Origin of the sequence: Flavobacterium sp. HSC-32F16 (genome assembly GCF_024171645.1) — a bacterium.
In the GTDB taxonomy this organism is placed as follows: Bacteria; Bacteroidota; Bacteroidia; order Flavobacteriales; family Flavobacteriaceae; genus Flavobacterium.
This window is the reverse complement of the sequence record NZ_JALKAC010000001.1, coordinates 495,722-516,761: the sequence shown is the minus strand read 5'-3', so window position 1 is coordinate 516,761 and position 21,040 is coordinate 495,722. Positions and strand designations below refer to the sequence as shown.

At 34.4% G+C, this 21,040-nt stretch carries 17 protein-coding genes; 15 read left to right on the top strand and 2 right to left on the bottom strand.

Going from position 1 to position 21,040, the window contains the following annotated elements:
- The first annotated feature begins 122 nt into the window (after positions 1-122).
- The 7 genes from L1276_RS02380 (at position 123) to L1276_RS02350 (ending at position 8,181) form a co-directional block, all read left to right on the top strand.
- A complete protein-coding gene (locus tag L1276_RS02380; RefSeq protein ID WP_253785084.1) occupies positions 123-1,895 on the top strand; it encodes a mechanosensitive ion channel family protein in 1,773 nt (590 codons plus the stop codon).
- A 149-nt stretch (positions 1,896-2,044) separates the two neighbouring features.
- Entirely contained in the window at positions 2,045-2,416 is a 372-nt protein-coding gene (locus L1276_RS02375) for a hypothetical protein (protein WP_253785082.1), read from the top strand.
- A gap of 310 nt (positions 2,417-2,726) precedes the next feature.
- The gene (locus tag L1276_RS02370; protein WP_253785080.1) at positions 2,727-3,650 is read left to right on the top strand and encodes a FixH family protein; all 924 of its coding nucleotides are present in this window, start codon (positions 2,727-2,729) and stop codon (positions 3,648-3,650) included.
- Positions 3,651-3,654: 4 nt separating this feature from the next.
- Positions 3,655-5,634, top strand: coding sequence for a TonB-dependent siderophore receptor (locus L1276_RS02365; RefSeq protein WP_253785078.1), 1,980 nt, complete (start codon positions 3,655-3,657; stop codon positions 5,632-5,634).
- A 4-nt stretch (positions 5,635-5,638) separates the two neighbouring features.
- The gene (locus tag L1276_RS02360) at positions 5,639-6,028 is read left to right on the top strand and encodes a hypothetical protein (RefSeq protein ID WP_253785076.1); all 390 of its coding nucleotides are present in this window, start codon (positions 5,639-5,641) and stop codon (positions 6,026-6,028) included.
- Between the two features lie 207 nt (positions 6,029-6,235).
- Complete coding sequence (locus L1276_RS02355) at positions 6,236-7,102, top strand: MbnP family protein (protein WP_253785074.1); 867 nt, start codon at positions 6,236-6,238, stop codon at positions 7,100-7,102.
- A gap of 62 nt (positions 7,103-7,164) precedes the next feature.
- Entirely contained in the window at positions 7,165-8,181 is a 1,017-nt protein-coding gene (locus L1276_RS02350) for a cytochrome-c peroxidase (protein WP_253785072.1), read from the top strand.
- 83 nt (positions 8,182-8,264) lie between these two features.
- Here the strand turns inward: L1276_RS02350 and L1276_RS02345 are convergent, their stop codons facing one another.
- Positions 8,265-9,872 carry a class I SAM-dependent methyltransferase gene (locus tag L1276_RS02345; RefSeq protein ID WP_253785070.1) on the bottom strand — a complete coding sequence of 536 codons (1,608 nt, stop codon included), beginning with the start codon at positions 9,870-9,872 and terminating at the stop codon, positions 8,265-8,267.
- Between the two features lie 274 nt (positions 9,873-10,146).
- Here L1276_RS02345 and L1276_RS02340 point away from each other — a divergent pair, with 274 nt between their 5' ends.
- Both L1276_RS02340 and L1276_RS02335 read left to right on the top strand, forming a co-directional pair.
- Positions 10,147-10,917, top strand: a complete 771-nt coding sequence (locus L1276_RS02340; RefSeq protein ID WP_253785068.1) for a polysaccharide lyase — start codon at positions 10,147-10,149, stop codon at positions 10,915-10,917.
- A gap of 393 nt (positions 10,918-11,310) precedes the next feature.
- On the top strand, positions 11,311-11,835 hold the full coding sequence (locus L1276_RS02335; protein WP_253785067.1) for a PPC domain-containing DNA-binding protein: 525 nt from the start codon (positions 11,311-11,313) through the stop codon (positions 11,833-11,835).
- Positions 11,836-11,838: 3 nt separating this feature from the next.
- Here L1276_RS02335 and L1276_RS02330 read toward each other — a convergent pair whose 3' ends face one another.
- Positions 11,839-12,168 carry a helix-turn-helix domain-containing protein gene (locus L1276_RS02330; protein ID WP_253785065.1) on the bottom strand — a complete coding sequence of 110 codons (330 nt, stop codon included), beginning with the start codon at positions 12,166-12,168 and terminating at the stop codon, positions 11,839-11,841.
- Between the two features lie 71 nt (positions 12,169-12,239).
- On the opposite strand from L1276_RS02330, the gene L1276_RS02325 reads away from it, so the two are divergent.
- From L1276_RS02325 to L1276_RS02300, 6 genes are all read left to right on the top strand, one after another.
- Positions 12,240-12,686 (top strand): VOC family protein, encoded by a 447-nt coding sequence (locus L1276_RS02325; protein ID WP_253785063.1) that lies wholly within the window; start codon positions 12,240-12,242, stop codon positions 12,684-12,686.
- Between the two features lie 502 nt (positions 12,687-13,188).
- Positions 13,189-13,596, top strand: a complete 408-nt coding sequence (locus L1276_RS02320) for a hypothetical protein (RefSeq protein ID WP_253785061.1) — start codon at positions 13,189-13,191, stop codon at positions 13,594-13,596.
- Between the two features lie 319 nt (positions 13,597-13,915).
- A complete protein-coding gene (locus tag L1276_RS02315; protein WP_253785059.1) occupies positions 13,916-14,485 on the top strand; it encodes an RNA polymerase sigma factor in 570 nt (189 codons plus the stop codon).
- Positions 14,486-14,682: 197 nt separating this feature from the next.
- Positions 14,683-15,825 carry a FecR family protein gene (locus L1276_RS02310; protein ID WP_253785057.1) on the top strand — a complete coding sequence of 381 codons (1,143 nt, stop codon included), beginning with the start codon at positions 14,683-14,685 and terminating at the stop codon, positions 15,823-15,825.
- A 137-nt stretch (positions 15,826-15,962) separates the two neighbouring features.
- Complete coding sequence (locus L1276_RS02305) at positions 15,963-19,607, top strand: SusC/RagA family TonB-linked outer membrane protein (protein WP_253785055.1); 3,645 nt, start codon at positions 15,963-15,965, stop codon at positions 19,605-19,607.
- Positions 19,608-19,610: 3 nt separating this feature from the next.
- Positions 19,611-21,035 carry a RagB/SusD family nutrient uptake outer membrane protein gene (locus L1276_RS02300; protein ID WP_253785053.1) on the top strand — a complete coding sequence of 475 codons (1,425 nt, stop codon included), beginning with the start codon at positions 19,611-19,613 and terminating at the stop codon, positions 21,033-21,035.
- The last annotated feature ends 5 nt before the right edge of the window (positions 21,036-21,040 follow it).

Sequence of the window (21,040 nt, the reverse complement as noted above, 5' to 3'; positions counted from 1 at the left end):
GGGTAGTATATTCATTAAAATTTTATAATCTAAGTTTAGTTTCCTTTTTTTCCAATTAAAAGATTTCTTTTCTCTGCTATATTTCTTATTTTTAGTATACTAAATAAGTAAAATAAGAAAGCATGATTTTAAGTGTTAAGCGTTTATTGTTCTCTTTACTTTTATTATCAGCATTACTGATAAAGCCAGATACAGTTGCAGCCCAGTTATTAGGTCCGGCTAAAACAACAGCAGAAGAACCCGCAAAAACTCCCGAAGATTCCCTGGGAAGAAGAACACCTCAAGGAACCGTTAATGGATTTATTAAGGCTATTGGAGAGCAGAATTATTTGCGGGCCAGCCAGTATTTAGTATTAAGTAAACGTTCTTACCGCAAAACAGCTGAAAGAATTCGTATAGTCAAAACATTTCAGCAGCTTTTAGATCAGGGCGGTAATCTTTCTCCATCTTCTATTATCAGCAATAAAGAAACCGGCCGAACAGACGATGATCTGGCAACGGGCGTTGATCTTGTGGGAAATATTTCAACCAATAAAGCAGCTATACAACTCTATGTAGAAAATCAGTCAGATGACAGCCAGTCTCCGGTATGGCTTTTTTCTGCCGAAACTGTAGAATCAATTATTTCTGCCGATATTAAAGGAGAAAAAACCTTTTTAGACCGAATACTTCCTCACTACTTAAAAGAAAGAAAAATAGGAAACGTTCCCATTGGTCATTGGGCAGTAGTAGTGGTCATGACAATTTTATCTTATTTACTTGCCAGAATACTAATCTTCGTGATAGGTTTTGTGATTCAAAAAGTATGGAAAAAAGCCGATACTGAGAATGGAACAGCTATTATAGAAGCGCTTACACTTCCGGTTCATATGTATCTTACCGTAATTTTATTTGTCGCTTTTACGCAGCGAATGGGAATTTCTATAGTCGTTCGACAGCGCTTTAGTATTATTATAATTACCATTGGGATCGTAGCTTTTTTAATACTGCTCTGGAGAATGACCGACTTTGTAAGTATGTTTGCGCGCGGCAGAATGAGCAGGAGAGGCCGTATTTCAGCCATATCTGCGATTTTGTTTTTAAGCCGCACCACTAAAGCAGCCATTGTTTTTGTTGGGATTATTGCAATACTCGGTATTATTGGAGTTGATGTTACAGCCGGACTTGCCGCATTAGGAATTGGAGGTATCGCTTTAGCATTAGGAGCGCAAAAAACAATAGAAAATTTTGTGGGCAGTGTCAGCCTTATTGCCGATCAGCCGTTGAGAGTAGGCGATTATTGCCGTGTCGATGATATTAAAGGCACCGTAGAATCTATCGGAATGCGTTCTACTACACTTCGTACTTCTGCACGCACAATTGTCACCATTCCAAATGGGCAGCTTTCGGCCAGTAAAATAGAAAATTTTGCCCATCGCGACCGTTTTATTTTCAATCCGATATTTACTTTCAGGATGGAAACTACGCCAGATCAAATGCGTTATCTACTGGTAGAATTACGATCATTACTGTATTCTCATCCTGCCGTATTAAACTCACCTCCAATAGTACGTTTTACAGGAATCACAGCCGATGCTTTGAAAGTTGAAATTACAGCCTATATAGAAGCAATAAACTTTGAAATATCACAAGAGGTGCAAGAAGATCTTTTACTGCGAATGATGGATGTAATCGAAGCAAGCGGAACTTCTTTGGCGTATCCGTCTCAGACACTTTATATGGCACGCGATATTTCTCCTTCAGCTGAAAAATCAGAAGCCGTTTCGGAAACCGTTAAAAAGTGGAAAGAAAACAACGAATTGCAATTGCCAAAATTTGATCCTAAACGTGTTGAAGAATTAAGAGACAGTATTAAATATCCGGATGAAGGCAGTTTTAAACCGAAAGAAGAATAGACAATATTATTATCAAAACAACACTAAAAGAGTTTATTACGGCTTGTAAATGAGCCTGTAAATGTTTTTTTATTGGATACAACGAAAGTTTTTATTAAAATAATTATAAAATGACGTATTTTTGCCCAAATTAATAATCAGACAAACTTTTGAAAAGGTTAATCATAATAGCACTTTCCCTTTTGATCTTATCGCCATCTTTTGGCAGTTTGTTTGTTTATGCTTCCTTCAAAATCAACCAAAAAGAAATTGCACAAACTATTTGTGTGCAGCGTAAGCAGGTTTTTAACAACTGTAACGGTCGATGCGAACTTCAAAAAAGCATCAAAAAATATTCTGATAACGAAAGAAAAATGCAGGACAGCCTAAAAGATAAATTAGAGCTTGTTTATGTTCAAAATACTGCCGAAGTTGATTTCAGCTTGATTCCGGTTTTGGAATCAAAAGAAAATATTTCTATTTTATTTCAAAAGAAACCTATCAAGGCTTCTAACCTTACTTTTCACCCTCCGCTGGCGTAATTTCTCCGGATCAATATTTCAGTTTTAAAATTTTTACGCCATTATTCAATGATACATATAGATATGATGCATTTTCATATTCTGTAATCGTTTGAATTTATTACAAAAACTCAGTTTATTCAATTCAATTCTGTTTTGATTGTACGTATTTTTTACTCCGGAAACTGTTGATTCTATTCTTCAATAATTGAAAATGTATTTTAAAAACATTTTTCAATTAAAAACATTATTAAAATTTCACGGCATTTTAGCTTTCAGAATCTAATGGCTTTGTGCTGCATTTTAAACCGTTTTTATACATTCATTACAAATGAAATCTTTTAAAATTTTAGTGATCGCACTTTTTTGTGTGATTACTTCCTGTACAATCGATAAAACAGATTACGAAGCCGAAATTGACGCTGAAGTTCCTGAATATTATGAGTTTAAAGAAGCCGTTTCGTTTAACAGCGGTAACTATAAAATAAGCGTAGAAGCCTTAAACGGAACCTTTTATAAAGGATATAATGAACTTCATTTGAAAGTTTTAAATACACAGACTAATCAGAATATAAGTGCGTCAGATATTACTTTTTTACCAATTCTAAGTAATACAAGCGGCAGCAAAACTTCTTGTCCGCACGAATACAATCCAGAATATGATGCAGCAAATAAATATTTCGCCGGATATTCTGTATTTACAAATGAAAGTACTACAGCAGACAGCTGGAAATTATATGTAAGTTTTACGGTTGATAATCAGAAGTTTGAGATTAGTAAAGATGTTTTGGTTGAAAAGCAAAGTAATAAAAACCTGAATATGACAACCTTTACAGGAAAAGATGACGAACAATATGTTATTGCATTGGTTTCGCCTCAAAAACCAACCGTTTCCGAGAATAAATTGACTGCTGGTATTTATAAATACAATAAACCAACCCTTTCTGCGGGAACTTTTCCAGATCCAGCTCAGTTTTCGTATTCAGAAGTAAGCGGTTATACTTTAAAGTTAGACCCAAGAATGCCCGAACCTTCAATGGGAAATCATTCTTCGCCAAATAATAAGGATTTAACACAAGAAAATGACGGTTTGTATCACGGAGTTGTAAACTACACAATGACAGGAAACTGGACCTTAAATTTAATCATGATGAATCAAAATGGGTTGATCATAAAAGGAACCGTTGTTCCAACAGATTTTACGCCGGGAGTTGAAGGCGTTAAAAGTGAACTTTATATTGATACTTTATTCTAAAAACATGAAATATATACTAATGTTACTTTTTTTAGGAATGTCTGCAACAGCGCAAAATACGCACGCGCACCACGACAGCATCAAAAACTTAGAAGAAGTAACAGTAAAAAATGCAGCGAAAAAGAAAATTGAAACTGAAATGAAAATGGCCGTTTCTGTAGATGAATTTCTATCATCATCGGATAATATCAGTTTTATAAAACGCGGTGCTTATGCCTGGGAACCTTTGTTGAACAACATGAGTACAGAACGCTCAACGGTTACGATTGACGGAATGCACGTTTTTGGCGCCTGTACGGATAAAATGGACCCCATTACATCGTATGTAGAAAGCAATAATCTTTCGACAATTGATATAAAATCAGGACAGGAAGGAAGTCTTCACGGCGCAACTGTGGCCGGAAGTATTGATTTAAAAAGAAAAAGTACCCCGTTTGGTTTAGCCAAAAAATGGAATGGAGCGTACCAAAGTGGATTTGAATTCAATAACAAACAGTTTTTCAATCTTGGAAATGTGGCTTATTCAGGCGAAAAATTTGTTGCCGAAGGAAGTATTTCGTATCGAAAAGCAGATGATTATTACGACGGAAATGATGACGAAGTAAAACATTCACAATACAAAAAGTTCAATACGTCATTAGGTTTTGCATATAAAACAACTGATTTATCATCGGTACGAGTAGACGCGATTTTTGATATGGCAAAAGATGTGGGTTATCCGGCTTTGCCAATGGATTTATCACTTTCCCGTGCCTTAATTACATCAGCATCATACAAACAATTATTTGAAGAGGGTTTAGTAAAAGTAATTGATTCAAAAATTTATTTCAACGCCATAGAGCATTATATGGATGATACGACGCGTCCTGAAAATCTGGTTCATATGGATATGCCGGGCTGGAGTACAACGTATGGTTTAGTTTCTAAAGCCAATCTAAAAAAGAACAGTTATTCATCTGAAATTCAATTGAATGCTTACGATAATTTGTCTATTGCCGAAATGAGAATGTATCCGCAGGACAGAAGCAAAAGAACCATGTTTGCTTACAGCTGGCCTTGGGTAACAACACGTTATGCAGGACTTTCGATGAATAATTCCTGGGATATTTCAGAGAAAAGTCAGGTGAATCTGGGCGGCTCTTTGGGCGTAAATTACAATTACTCTAAATATGTAGAATTCAACTGGATTTTTCATCCGGGAGCACCGCAGGAAAAAACAAGATTTTTGCCGAGCCTTCATGCAGGTTACAATCTGGATATTGATCATTTTAATTTTTCTGTCGGAACGGGTTACGGACACAGAGCGCCTTCTGTTTCTGAAGGTTACGGATATTACATCTATAATAGTTTTGACCGTTACGATTACATCGGAAATCCTAATTTGAAAAATGAAATTTCGTATGAAGGAAATGCAAGCGCAGGTTTTAAAAACGAAAAATTAAGTATTCAGGGAAAAATCAATTACTTCTATATTGAGAATTACATCATTGGAAGGATTCTAAGTATGGGAAGTCCGATGAATTACCAGTCTGTAGGAGTAAAAGGTTATACTTCATTAGATTACGCAACGCTTTTGAATATGTCTATGAATGTGAGTTATGATATTCTGGAGCATTTACATTGGAAAGGAACGGTAACTTATGCACGCGGAATGGATAATAAAGAGGGAAATCTGCCTTTTATTCGTCCGCTGAGTTATCAGACTTCACTTCATTATATGTATAAAGATTTCGGAATCCAGACTTCTGTTAATGGTGATTTCGAACAGATTAATTATAGTCCGGAATATGGAGAAGATTTGACATCGGCTTACACTATCTGGAATATTTCAGCCAATTATTCTTTTAAAATCAATAAAGTAAAAACCGTTGTTCAGGTTGGAGCAGAGAATTTATTAAATGAATATTACAGCACGTATGCCGATTGGGGAAATATTCCAAGAATGGGACGTAATATTTTCACTTCTTTAAAATTCAACTTCTAATACAATGAGAAAAGTTTTTAGTATCACAATGACAATGCTGTTTCTGCTGGTTTCTTTCCAGCAGGCATTGATTATTGTACACTTTAAACTGAATCAACAAAATATTGAACAAGAGTTTTGTGTCAACAAAGCCAAACCCGAACTCCAATGTCATGGTAAATGTCATTTAAAGACAGAACTGGAAAAATCAGATAATAACAGAGATTTACAACTGACGAGCATTAGTAAAAACATTGATATTATTTTGACTTCGGAAACTGAATTTTCATTTGACATTATAAGAGAACTAAATTCCAAAAAAGTATTGATTTACAAAGAGACAGGTCAAACAGAACCTTGTCTGGAAATTTTTGTACCGCCGCCTATTTATAAATTGTTTCTTCGACTCAGTTAATAAATTAGAAAACTCATCGAATGTAGTTAATTTAAATATTTAGAAACATAGATTTTTGGAGCTTTTAAAGGCGTTTCACTTGTATTTATACACATAGTAATTTGTCTTATTTTAATCTTAATTAAATCAATATAATCTATGTTTCTGTGTGTTTAAATTAATTGCCTCTTTTTGAGTCAAACAGTATAAAAATTAAATTAATACAAAATGCAAAATATAACAAAATACCTTTTATTATCTATTGCCTCTTTGGCATTTGTATCGTGTTCAAGCGATGATGACAATCCTGCAGCGAACAATCTAACGTTAGAATTCAATAATACTTTCAAAAACACCACAATTGTTTTAGGAAATGCGGCTTCAGCTTCGGCAACAGCCAATACTTCAGCATCGGGACAAGTACATCATTTTTCGGAATTGAAATATGTAATCAGTAATATTCGTCTGGTAAAAGACAATGGAGATGAAGTTCCTTATAACGTTAATGATTTAGATAAAGGTGCAGCAGTAATCGATCAGGCAAAAACAGCTTCTTTGAGTTATGTTTTGAGCAATGTGCCATCTGCGGCTTATAAGCAGATTAAATTTGGTTTGGGTATAAAACCAGAGCAAAATACTTTAGATCAGGTAAGATTCCCAAATTTTTATGCAGCAGCCGGAGCTAATGATACTTCAATGATGTGGGAATGGGGAAGCGGTTACCGTTTTACAAAAGTAGAAGGTTTTTATGATACTGATAATAAAACGATGTCTATTCACACAGGAAGTACTGTTGAAGGAAAAGAAGGTGCTTATACACAAGGAGTAAATGCGTATAGAGATATAACTTTAAACCTGACAGCAAATGCAGTTGTGGGAAGCGCAGCTCCTAAAATTAAAATTAAAGCCGATTTTGATAAATTATTAAGTGGTAAAATAAATACGATTACCCTTTCAACAGGAACAGGAATGAGCGATAACGCAACACCAAACATTCACACCGCAGCCCAAATGGTAAAATTTGTAGATAATTTGGGCGGAAACGGATCGAGCGACATTTCAGGAATGTTTTCTGTTTCTAGTGTAGAAAACTAAATTCATATTGCAGAACCGTTTGATTTTAAAAACTTAAGCGGTTCTGTTTAAATTCATTTAAAATGAAAAAAATAACTGGTTTCATATTGCTTTTATTGTTTGTTACGTCTTGTAGCAGCGATGATTCTGATATGATCTCTATTGATAATCCTGAAATTTCGCTCAACATTCCATCTGGTTTTCCGGAATTGAATGCTTTTGTAAACGAAAATAAACCCACTAAATATGGTGTGGAATTAGGGGAAAAATTGTTTTCTGAAAAAAGATTTAGTGCAGACAATACTATTTCCTGCTCCAGTTGTCATATTCAGGAAAATGCTTTTTCAGATCATAACCCTAAAGCAATTGGAATTGAAGGCAGAGTAGGACTTAGAAATACGCCATCTATTCAAAATTTAGCTTTTATGAAGTTTTACAATTGGGACGGAAGTAAACTCCAATTAGAAAATCAGCCATTGGTTCCCATTATAACACATGAAGAAATGGATTCTTCTATTTTGGAAGTTATTGGCAAAATTAAAGACGATGCAGTTTACAAGGATTTGTTCAGAAAAGCTTTTGGAGATGAAAATATCACGCCTGACAGAATTTATAAAAGTATCGCACAATTTGAATACACGTTAATTTCTGCAGACAGTAAATATGATAAAGTAAAGCGAAATGAGGCATCTTTCTCAGAAAATGAATTAAAAGGCTATCAAACCTTTCAGCAAAAATGTGCAAGCTGTCACGCTACGGAATTGTTTACAGATCAGAGTTTTAGAAATATTGGTTTTCCTATAAATACAGATACCAATGAAGCCGGTCGGGGCAGAGTTACAGGTATTCCTGCTGATTTTATGAGTTTTCGTGTTCCAACATTAAGAAATATTGAGTATACAGCTCCTTATGGAAGTTTTGGGCAGTTTGCAACATTGAGATCGGTTTTGGATTATTTTGATAATGGTGTTCTGGATGCGGATAATTTAGATCCGATTTTTAAAAATAATGATAAAAGAATTCCGTTGAACGAAGAAGAAAAAGAGAATCTTATTACATTCATGAAAACGTTAAGTGATCATAAATTTTCAGGTAATTAACTATGATACATTAGGTTAAAAAGTAAAAACCCATTTCTATTGAAATGGGTTTTTACTTTTTAGAATTTTATTTAAATGAGGTTTTAATTCCCTTTTAGTAAATTAATGCTGACGGTAGCAATATCAGAATCTGGAAATCGTTTAAAAATGGATGGATCAGGAAATAATCCTGCTTCTGCGGCCACTTCGTTAAAAACTTCTATTTCAACGATATATTGGTCAGAAAAACCATGAGTGGCATCATACGCTGTTGCAGGCGTTTTACCAACATTATCTGCTGCCAGTTTTGGATTTATGGTATGCAGTTCAATCAATAGCAAGCCAAATTTACGCACATAAGGCGACCATTTTTGTAAATGTTCCAGTAGATTATCTTCTACAAAATTATTGCTGATTCTTTTTCCTCTATAAGCAAAGGCTCCGGTAGATTTGCTGATTCTGTTTTTGTTAATATGTTTCGGATCGCTCCAAATTCGGTTGTGATCTAAAAAAGTCCTCACATTCAGTAAATCTTTCAGGTCAATATTGTAATTCTCTTGCAAATCATTCGAAAGCAAATCGGGACGGCCAATATCTCCCCAGATTACTTTTGCCCAAATATCAGCTTTTATAAGATTAGCTCTCGTTACTTTCAGAGCAGCTTGATTATAATCGGCTCCAACCAAAAATAAAGGATATTCATCGAGCATTTTTCCTCGTAAAGTCTGTCTGTCGATGACTTCAAAAATATGCTGGAGGAAAGCGCCATTACCGCATCCCATATCAAGAATTCCCTTTGGCTGTTCTTCAATAGGAAGATTAAAGAGCCTGACAATAATCTCGTCAACGACTTTAAAATAGGTATCGTGAGCTCCTCCGCTTCCCCAAACATTCATTTCACGATCAACATGAATTTCGTTTTCACCATCGGCAATCATTCTTAAAACGGTTGGATCTCTAAAAATTAGTTCTTCAATTTTGGCAAATGTGGGTAAATAAGAAACCGTTACGCCATAAGCACTGGCTCTTTTTGCAAAAAACAAACCTACTTCTGTAAATTGGTAATTGCCGTTTTTTTCCAGAAACCATCCAAGATGTACAAAAAAGTCCAGTATTTTTTTAAAATTTTCAGGAGATTTATGAAACTCTTCCGGTCTGAAAGAAGTCTCCATAAAATATTTATGAAACATTCCGTTCATTGCCAGGCGTACTATCGTTGGACCAATCAAATAGCCTTCTATATGTTGTAAAATCTGCTCCTGAATGGTATTCGTCAGTTGGTCATCAGATGGTTTAATTCCGTATCTGTTTTTATATTTTTCAAGAATAAGATTCAGTTTTTGAAAAGGTGCATCATCAAATAGACGTGAATGAAACTGAATAGAAAACTGAAGCAAATCAACAACATCTTCATAAAGATGAAACATTGAAAAAGCAATTTCTGTTTTTTCATTTACTGAAATTGTAATTTCCTGTGTATTGTTATTGACTTTGTAATTCAAAAATCCCTGAGAAGCTAAAATTCTCAAACCAACATTCAAATAACCTTCATTGGCTTTAAATACACTTGCCAGTTCGGTTAATTGTACTTCTTTTTTGTTTAGTATAAATTCTAAAACAGCATGGTTTTTTAATGCTATTGCAACCGGAGCAGCTGCCAGGCCGTCAAGATGTCTAAAAATAAAACTGCGGAGTTCTGATTTATTCGTCATAGTAAAAGAATGAATGTGTACTAAAAATAGTGATTTTTTTTGACTAGAGATTGACTGTTAATTTTTAAGTAAAAGAAAAAGGAAAGACGCATCTCAATATAAACTTGTCAATTGTGCCTATATAAATACAGAAGCTGGATTTTTGTGTACGTAAAAACGGACTTTATTTCTCCTGATGCAAATTATTATTAATCAACTTTACATTGTCAATTACTAATCACTATCTATTATTTATTTAACTATCAATTGTTTAATAACCTTAAAAGTTTTAAAAATGAAAAAAATCTTAAAATTAACAAGTTTGTTATTTATTACAGCATTAGTATTCAATTCCTGTGAAAAGGAACAAGATGTAAATGAACTGCAAAACACTGAAAAAGAAGTGCCTCAAATCGTTGAGAAAGAAACCATCTCAACTGGAAGCACGGCAAAAGGCAGTACCGGAGCAAGAACCATAACATTGCAGACCAATACATTATCGTGTCCCGGCGGTTTATGCACATCGTATGGCGTTTGGTCAACAGGTGTTTACACTGTTTGGTTCACGATGAGATTTAATTCAGGATTTTATTGGAGCAGAGGCGGTAAATGCGGCTACGGAATCCTGATTGGTGATCAAAATACCGGAGGCGATGCAGCATGGGATGGAAATGGCGGCAGCGCAAGATTTATGTGGTATTGCCCAAGCGGTTCAAATACTGCAAAAGGAAGCGGTGCTTATTTACAGCCTTATGTTTATTACAAAGATCAGCCGGGACAATTTGGTAATGATTTTGGAAAAAAATACTATATACAAGAAGGCGTGACTTATAACTGTCAGATATCAGTTAAGTTAAATACGGGATCCAATACTGATGGATATGTCAAATATTATGTAAATGGTACAGAGATATTAAATCAAAAAATTCGCTGGGTGACTAACGATTCTAAGCGAAATGTTAATGCAGTAAGTCTGCACACCTTCCGTGGCGGCAGTCAAAATTACTGGACCTCTCCTGTAACAAGTTCTATTTATTATCCAAGTGCGTCCTGGGATGCGCTATAGTTTGTGTAAACATTAAATAGGCCCGGAATAAATAAAACCACAATGGTGATTTTGTTTATTAAAAAAATCTATTACAATATGTGATAAATGGCAGATGCTGTTTAAAAGGAAAATTAAACCTCTTACACAGCTCAACACTGCCAGGTAATGACTAAGCTTACATAATGTTAAAATCCATAACGATTAGACTTCTAAAAGCTCTTTCTTTGAGCGATTTAAAAGATTCTCTCTTGTTATGGATTTTTTTTGAGAGGATGCTGATGAAGAATTGATTAAATTTTCCTTAAATTTATAAGGTCTGAACAGATAAAAAACTTCTCAAAGTCACGTTATATCAATATAAATTGATTGCTGTACTTTACATCAAATCTTAAATTTAAAACCCCTATAAATATGTCATTATCATCAAAAAAAATCATTATAACACTATTACTTATTCTTGGAAAACATATAATAAATGCCCAGCAGAAAGACAACAATCAAAAATGCCGATATACTAAAACCGCCAACGGATATTTAATGGTGATGCGAGAAGGAGATAATGTTCTGGCGTTAATTGAAAGTCTGGTAAGTGAACAACAAATTCCATCTGCTAATTTTACAGGAATAGGTTTTGCACAGGAAGTAACATTTGGCTTTTATGATTTCAGCCAAAAGAAATTTAATCCAAAAACGTTCAATAAAGTCGAAATGGGAAGTTTAACCGGATCAATAGCATGGAGCGGAGGAAAACCTTCATTACATATTCATGGAGTGGCAACCGATGATAAATTTGATGCTTACGGCGGTCATATCCTGGCGCTCAAAGTGGGGACGGGTTCTATGGAAGTCTACATTACGATTAATAATGAAAAACTGGAGCGAAAAATTGAGCAGCCATTAAATGCGAATGTATTGCAGTTACCTTGTTTAAATTAAAGTCTAATTGGTATTCCAGTCGGCTAGAGAATTTAATACAGGTTTTAAAGAAATTCCCTTATCTGTTAAATAATAGGTCAGTGATGTTCCATTTTTCTTTTTAACAATAAGATCATCAGAAATCATTTCTTTAAGATGAAGTGCCAGCATTCGGTCGCTTACGTCAGGAAGAAGTTTGATAAAATCAGAAAATGTTCCAGTATTATTGTTCAGCAGAAAAAACAAAACAGGAAGTTTCCATCGTCCATTGATTAAAAGTAATGCTCTGGATCCGTTGCAGAAGTTCGTTAGATTGATTTCGTTTTCGAGGTTGGTAGAAGTAGGTTTTCGCATAACTAACAATTTTGTAAGCAGAATCTGGAACGACTTGCATGGCTTATATTTGTCTTTCAAAAATAGATAAAATGGCAGTTATAATCAAAGGATTTCATCATTTCGCAATCAAAGCACAAGATTTTCAGGCAACTTTAAAATTCTATCAAAGCCTTCATTTTGAAATCGCACATTCCTGGAGTCTTCCCGAATTTAATTTAAAACAATGTGTCATGATGCGCAACAAGTATTTTGATTGTTACATAGAAATATGCGATCAAGATGCTGATTTTCCTTCGCAGGGACGAAAACATCAACGAGGAGAAGAATATGTTCAGAATTCCATAATGCATTTGTGTTTTACGGTTAATGATGCTCAGGAAGCTTATCAAGAGGCAATTGCAAATGGAGCAAAACCCCTTTCAGCAAAAGAAGTTTTAGAGCTGCATTCAAAAAGCCGTTTCGTTACGGTTGCCAATAGTTTGGTATACAGCCCGAATGGTGAAGTGATTGAATTTTTGGAAGAAGCAATATTTTGATACAAAGTTTTATTGTGCAATCTGTAATACTAAAATAAGACGAGTTAAAGTATTGAAAAATTTGAAGGCATTATCCCTTTCATTTTGAATCGCAGCTCTTATCATTTTGATAGGGTTCTATAAATGAAACCTAATTTGTATTTTATATTTATTTGATAATGAGTTATTTGTTTTGTTTTAAAGGCTTTGGCATACCATTTGTTTTTTGCTTATACAAATTAGTATAAACGCAAAACATTAAAAATGAAAGTAAATAAAACAAGAAGCAAGGAGATTACAAAGTTATATGTTTCAAATAAATCTATGCAGAATAAAGACCGAATCATCAATTTAATGGTATTTACGATGGTTTTCTTTATAGCACTTTTGTTAATCTCACAAATAGTTTAGATACGATTTAGAATACTTAAGGTGCTGATTATAAAATATTACAGGAATTGTGTAAAGAGTTGGGAAATGGTTATAATAAATTTGAAGATTGTAAATTCAAAAACTTATAATTATGAAAACGTTATCCAAAATAGCCGTTGTCTTACTTTTTACCAGCCTTTTATTTTCGTGCAAAAACAATAAAGACGGATACAGCGATGAAATCGAAACGACTCAGGTTCCTTTAGATAGTACAAAAGTTCAGGACAGCACTAGTTTAGATGCTTCTGGAGCAAACAGCGAAGGAAGTCCTAATACAGGGTCAGGAAGCGCATCGGGACCAAATCCTGCACCTTCAGATAATGATACAAAAACTCCTGCAGCGGGAAGTAATTCCGGAACAGATGCAACCGTATCAGGAAATACCGGTTCTGGAAGTGGTCCGGGTGAAAGTGCAGAAGATGGATCTACTTATACGAACTCATCACCAAAGCAGAAAGATGCTGATAAAAAAAACAATGTAAATCAAAAGAAAAAGTAGCAAAACTTAGTTTTGAATCAAAAAGAGCTGTCTGTTAACAGCTCTTTTTGTTATCTGTTAGATCATAATAATCAATACTAAAATACTACTGCCTAATTCTTTGGCAAAGTAACTCTTACAAGCACTGCAGGGATTTATAATAAAAATTTGCCTGTTATTTTAGGAAGGATTATCCGGAAGAACGGCGCAGAATATACAGTTAGATATAAAAATGAGGTCAGATCCCAGATATTCCAGCCTTGAGTAACAGTGTCATCTTTTAGCTTTTAACATAAAAAATGTTTAATATTGCGTTTTTGATTCTCAACTCCTTCCATTAATGCCTGTTTATAGCGAATATGCTGATCATATTTTATTAGATCTTCTTAAGAAAGATGACCAGCTGGCGTATACAGAAATTTTTAAAAGATATTCTAAAATCTTAATTAATCATGCCTATAAAATTCTTGAAAATCAAGATGAGGCTAACGATGTAGTTCAGGAGGTTTTTTTGACCATCTGGAACAAACGTCATGAATTGGCCGTTACAGGATCTCTTTCTTCTTATTTATATAAAGCGGTTAAAAACAGAGTTCTTAATCATATCGCACATGAAAAAGTGGTTTCGCGATATGCTGATTCCATTTCCGATTTTATCGAACAAGATTATGTTTTTGCTGATTCTAATCTTCGCGAAAAAGAATTGGAAGCCATTATTGCAAAAGAAATTGCTTTACTTCCCGAAAAAATGCGAGAAGTTTTTCTATTAAGAAAAGTAGAAGAACTTTCATATGATGAAATCGCACTTCAATTAAATATTACAGATAAAACAGCCAAGCAGCAAGTATATAATTCGCTTAAAATTCTGCGGGAAAAACTCAAATCTTTGATGGGTGTTTTTGTATGGTGAATTATTATAAAGGTTTTTGTTAATTTTTGTGATAGAATTTACTCTTAATGCGCTCATTAATAAACAGAAACTAACATTGTGCCGGATTTGTTAATGATATAATAATATTTTTTTTAATTTTTTTTCGGTTTTGTCTATGACAAAAGCCATATATAACTGTCTTACTTAAAAACGGGACAAAATTTCGTGTTGTATATATGAAAGAAACTGAAATCTTAGAGCTGCTTCAAAAATACAAAAATGGCACTTTATCACATGAAGATAAAGATCAACTAGATGCATGGTATCTAAAAAAAGCGTCTACTAGTAAATTACAGCTAAGCGAGTATGAACTTGAAAATAGTTACGAATATCTGGAATCGAAACTGCCATTACATCAAGAAACCAAAGTAATCAGCATTTGGCCTCGTGTTGTGGCTGCAGCCTCTATAGCTTTATTCTTGGGTACGGGAATATTTTACTTTACCAAATCAAAAGAAAAAGAAAAACAAATTCAGGTTGTCGAAAAACAAAATGAAATTGCGCCTGGCGGAACCAGAGGAATCCTGACACTTTCTAACGGTAAACAAATTGTTCTGGCCAATATTTCAGAAAAAGATACCATTGCTCACGAAGGCGATAAAGAAGAAGTTACCATTAAGATGAATGCAAATGGTGAAATAACCTATATCATAAATCCAAATGCGGCGGGCTCAAAAGAGGATAACTCTTTCAATACGCTTTCGACACCTACAGGCGGTCAATATAATATTGTTTTGGCAGACGGAACGAAAGTATATCTAAATGCCGTTTCGTCTCTTAAATATCCAACACAATTTAACGGAGATAAAAGAATTGTGGAGTTAGAAGGAGAAGCTTATTTTGAAGTGGCCAAAAATAAAAACAAACCTTTTATCGTAAAATCAGATAATCAGTCTATTGAAGTATTAGGAACCCATTTTAATGTTCATGCTTACGCCAATGAATCTGTTGTAAAAACCACTTTATTGGAAGGAAGTGTAGCGGTAACGAGCAAAAATCAAAAAACAATTTTAAAACCCGGACAGCAGTCTGATGTTTCTGAGAGTTTTTCTAAAATCAAAGTTAGAGAAGTTGATCCGGAAACGGCTATTGCTTGGAAAAACGGCCGTTTTAAATTTGATAATGCCGATTTGAAATCAGTAATGAAACAATTGGAACGCTGGTACGGAATTAAAGCAGAATATCGCGGGGATGTATCTGATGTTCGATTCAATGGCGGTACGTTTAGAAACAAAAATTTGTCTGAAGTATTAAAAGTACTTGAGCTTAATAATATAAAATTTAAGGTTGAAGGAAAAACAGTAATTGTATATCCGTAAGACTTTTAAGTTTAACCGAAAATACTACGTTATAAAATAAAAAACCAGAGGCAGTTGCGATGCTTCTGGTTGTTATAAAGGTTTATAGCCAGTATAAGTTGTCCACCTATTCGTTTAACTAAAACCAATGTAAATGTATGAAATTTAATTTACAACAAAAAAAACCTTACAAAAAAACTAAAAAAAAGATTCCCGGATTCAATTTTTCTGCTCATTTATGGGCGGTTAGTGTACTTTTTATACTGTTTTGCAGTTATTCGGGCCAAGCACAAAACATCACCATTACTTTTAAAGGTGCATCGCTTGAAACAGTTTTAAAAGAAGTTGCCAAACAGGCCAATCATGAAGTTTTATACACTCAAAAACTGCTTAAAGATTCTAAACCTGTAAGCATCAATGTTAAAAATTCATCTTTGAATGAAACTTTAAATCAAATTTTTAAATCTCAAAATTTAAAATATAATATTACCAATCAAACCATTGTGGTAACTGCTGCAAAAGAAAAAGGGGAGAGCTTGGGAAACGAATTAATAAATATTCGCGGAAAAGTACTAAACAATAAAAACGAACCTTTTCCGGGAGTAACCGTTTCTCTGTCAGGAACAAACAGAGTCAGTATTACTGATTTTGACGGAAGTTTTTCTTTTGACGGCGTTCCTTCTGATGGTATTATCGAATGTACTGGATTAACGATCGAGAAAAAAACTTTTGGTATTGGCAGCAGAACGCAGTTAACTCTTATTGTTGAAGATAAAGTTGCCGCAATGAAAGAAGTGGTAATTACAGGGTATCAAACTTTAGAAAGAAGCCATTCTACCGGTTCTATTTCTACAATTAGTGAGAAAACCTTAAATGAAAATATCAATGCTGATTTGACAAGTGCCTTAGAAGGTCGTGTAGCAGGTTTAGTATTTCAAAAAAATCCAACCGGAGGAGGTGCAGATACGCCGATATTGCGAGGTATGGGAACTTTTTCCGGATCAGAAGTAGGATTTAGTCCGCTTTTAGTAGTAGATGGACTTCCGACTGAATTAACGCTGGAAGATATTAATCCGTATGATGTGGAGAGCATAAATGTTCTAAAAGATGCCGCAGCGGCCTCTATTTATGGTTCAAGAGCGGCAAACGGAATTATCGTTATCGTTACTAAAAAAGGAAATGGTAAACTAAAAGTGAGCATCAACTCGGATTTCTTTGTTTCTACCAAGCCGAATTTAAGAGATATGAATTACGCTTCAACAAGCGATTTAATCGATTTTGAACAGGCAGTTTACAATAGAGAAAGAGGCAGGTTTGCCGATACGGCTACGATGTTCAGCAGTTATGGAGATATTGGAAACAGCAGTATGAAATACTATAGTCCGCTTTATCAGCTGAACAGAAATTTAGAAGAAGGAAAAATCAACAGTGCAGATTACGACAGTACTATTGCCCAATGGAGAAAGAATGATTATGTCAAAGATTATCGCGATAATGTATGGCAGAATGAATTTAGACAACGTTACAATGTTTCGTTTTCCGGAAGTACAAGCAGACAAAACACTTATGTGTCATTGAATTATGATGAAGCAAAAAATCGTATTAAATTTAACGAAAGCAGATCATTTAATTTGTATGCCAAAAGCAGTTTTCAGGTAAACAACTGGTTGAATGCTACATTTGGAATCAACGGAACTTACAGCAATGATAATGTAACTGATAATGATTTCAATAATTACGATATTCAAAAAAGATACGAACGAATTACAGACGATAACGGTAATTTAGTAGTATCACCTTTTGTTGGAATTAAAGACGGTTTCACTTCCAGCGGTGTTATTAATCCTGCTGCGGCAGAAAAACTAGCAGCTTTAAGCGGATTTAAACCCATGACTTTTAATGTTCTTGATGCACTTCAGGAAGGAATTTTAAAAGAAAAATCATTAAGCTTAAGAGCTTTTGGAAATCTTAAAGCGAAATTATGGAGAGGTTTAAGTCTTAGTACGCAATTTCAATACGAAGTTAGAAAAAATGATAACGAGCAGTTTTATGACGTTAACTCATATAAAATGCGTTACGCTATTAATGCTTTAACAGCTTATAATCCTGCAACTAATGCTTATACGTATTTAGAAGGTTTTTCTACCGGAGGGAGATACAAACAAATAAGCAACCAGTCAACTAATTATTCTTTTAGAAACCAATTAGATTATACTCAGGATTTTAGCGAAGGTAAACACTCTGTTAACGCGCTGGCTGGTTTTGAAATGCGTGAAACTTTTCTTCCAAGAACAATCGAACAATTGCGATATGGTTACGATCCTGTAACACTTTCTTCGGCTGTAATGAATAATCTTGCCTTAAGCCAGACTGGAACGCCAAGTTATATGTACGGAAACAATAGAACTTTGTCTGCATTATCAAGAACACAAACAGAGATTCTTCACCGTTACTTTTCGGTTTTTAGTACTTTGGGGTACACTTTCTTATCAAAATACAACGTAACAGGAAGTTACCGAGTAGACAGGGCAGATTTATTTGGAGTTGATCCAAAATATAAAAACCGTCCTTTATGGTCTACTGGTTTTGGATGGAATGCGAGTAATGAAGAATTCATGAAAGAAATAAAATGGGTTACGGCACTTAAAGTAAGAGCCACTTATGGTGTTAACGGAAACATAGATCAAAGTACAACACCGTACGTAACGGCTACCAGAAGAAATGATAATTTATATCAGTCTATACAATATACCAATATTACCGGACAGCCCAACCCAATGTTAAGATGGGAAAAAACACAAAGTACCAATTTAGGTGTTGATTACAGTTTGTTTAGAGCTAAATTAAACGGTAGTATTGATATTTATCGTAAATACAGCAGTGATTTATTGGCTACAACTGATTTAGATCCAACGGTTGGTGCTTTAAACAGAAGAATTAATGCCGGAGCTTTATTAAACAAAGGAGTCGAATTCAGCGTTGGTTCAGATTGGTACAATAACGGAAGTTTCCGTATTGGTTCTAATGTAATTTTAGCCTTTAACAGAACAACTGTTGAGAAAATTACAAGAGCAGAATCGTCAGCAGCTTCTTATGTAAGTTCGCCATTAAATTATTTCTTAATAGGAGAAACTTATAATAGTTTATACGCTTACAAATACGGTGGAACAGTTAACGGATATCCTTATGTTTTAGATGAAAACGGAAATCCTGCAGTCACTTTTGATGCAAATGGCGTTCCGGTATCAAGTTCTATTAAAACAATTAATACCCCTAAAGCGCTGGTAAATATGGGAAGTTTAACACCTACATACTCAGGTTCGTTATCGCAGCGATTTTCATATAAACAATTTGATTTGAATTTATTATTTGTTTTCTCAGGCGGAAATGTAATGAGAAAAGAAGTTCTGGATACAGGTACAGATGCTGTAAACCTTTCTGGTATTGCAGATCGTTATACAGATGCAAATCCTAATGGAAATACACGTTTGTATGTCGATTATGATGAAAGTGTTAGAAACTATGCTGTAAACATGAGCAGTCAATGGAGAAACTCAGATATAAATGTTGTAGATGGTGATTACATCAAACTTAGAAACATTTCATTAGCTTATAATTTACCCAAAACGTTTGCCTCTAAAATGAATATTTCTTCGGCTAAGTTTACTTTTCAGATGAATAATATCTGGTATTGGAGTGCTGCAGGAAATCGTATTGACCCTGAGGTTTATTCTGCCAATTCAGCTACACGTAATTTGCCATTGCCAAAAACGTATTTATTTGGCTTTAATCTTACTCTTTAAATTATGAAACATTTATATATTTCAATTCTGTCAGTAATGATGTTTTCAGTAACATCTTGTGAAGAATATACAGACATAACACCAAAAGGATCTTTAGTAGTCGAAACAGCCGATCAGTTTCATGAAATGGTTTCTTTGCCTGGGCGCGGTTATCCAATCAATAACTTTCAATACCTGTCAGACGATCAATGGATGAGAGAAGCCAACGTAATAGGAAGAACGCCAAACATCGATATTCTTAATTTTACTTTTGATGAAAGTGTCGACAGGGTTTCGTTATTAACAGGTTCTAGTTTTTACAATCAGGCTTATAATTATATCAACAGATGGAATACAATTATTTCATTAGTAGATAACAGTAAAGGGGATGGGAATACAAAACAATTAGCAAAAGCCGAAGCCCAAATTTACAGAGCTTACGATCATTTTTTGTTAGTAAACACTTACGCAAAAGGATATGATCCGCAGACTGCAGCAACTGATGGCGGTGTTTGTATCATGGATAAATTTGATTTAGAAGCACAGCCTTCAAAATCTACCGTGGCACAGGTTTATGATTTTATTCAAAAAGATATTGAACAAGCGCTGCCATATCTTCAGGAAAAACCGTTAGATGTTTATCATCCGTCATTAGCATTTGCTTATGCTTTTAAAGCTAAAGTGCATTTATTTAAAAGAGAAATTGCACAAGCTCAGGAAGCAGCAGAAAAATCATTAAGCTACAACAATCAAATTTTTGATATGGTAGCTTACAGCAAACAAGGCGGACCAACTGCAGTTGCAGTGCCGGCAGCAAATAATATAGAAGTATTGAGTTACATGTACATGACAGGTTATAACGAAATGAACTTCGGCCAGCTTTATGTTATCAGTCCGGAATTGAGAACTTTATTTGGCACTAATGATGCACGTTTTAATTTGTTTTTCAACTCGACTAGTACAACTAATTTAGATCAGGGTTCAAATACAGCATATTGGGGAACACAATACACCAGATTTTTCTATCCTACCGTGGGGATGAAAACGACAGAAGTATATTTAATTCTGGCAGAATGTTATGCCAGAGATAATAAGTTTAATGAAGCTGTTACGGTTTTAAATACATTGAGAGCAAAACGTATTTTATCTGGTACTGTAAACTTCACGGTTCCTGCTACAAGAAAAGAAACAATGGAATTGGTAATCAACGAACGCAGAAAAGAACTGCTTTTAGGATTTAACCGTTTCTTTGATTTAAAGAGATTAAACACAGAAACTGAATTTGCCAAAACGGTTACAAGAGTATTTCCATTAGTAAACAAAACGGTTCCTCAAAAAACGTATACTTTACAACCCAATTCAAGATTGTATATTATACCGTTTCCTTTAACTGCCTTGCAGAAAAACCCAAAATTGACATTAAACACAGACGAGAAAGTCCCATTTTAATTTAG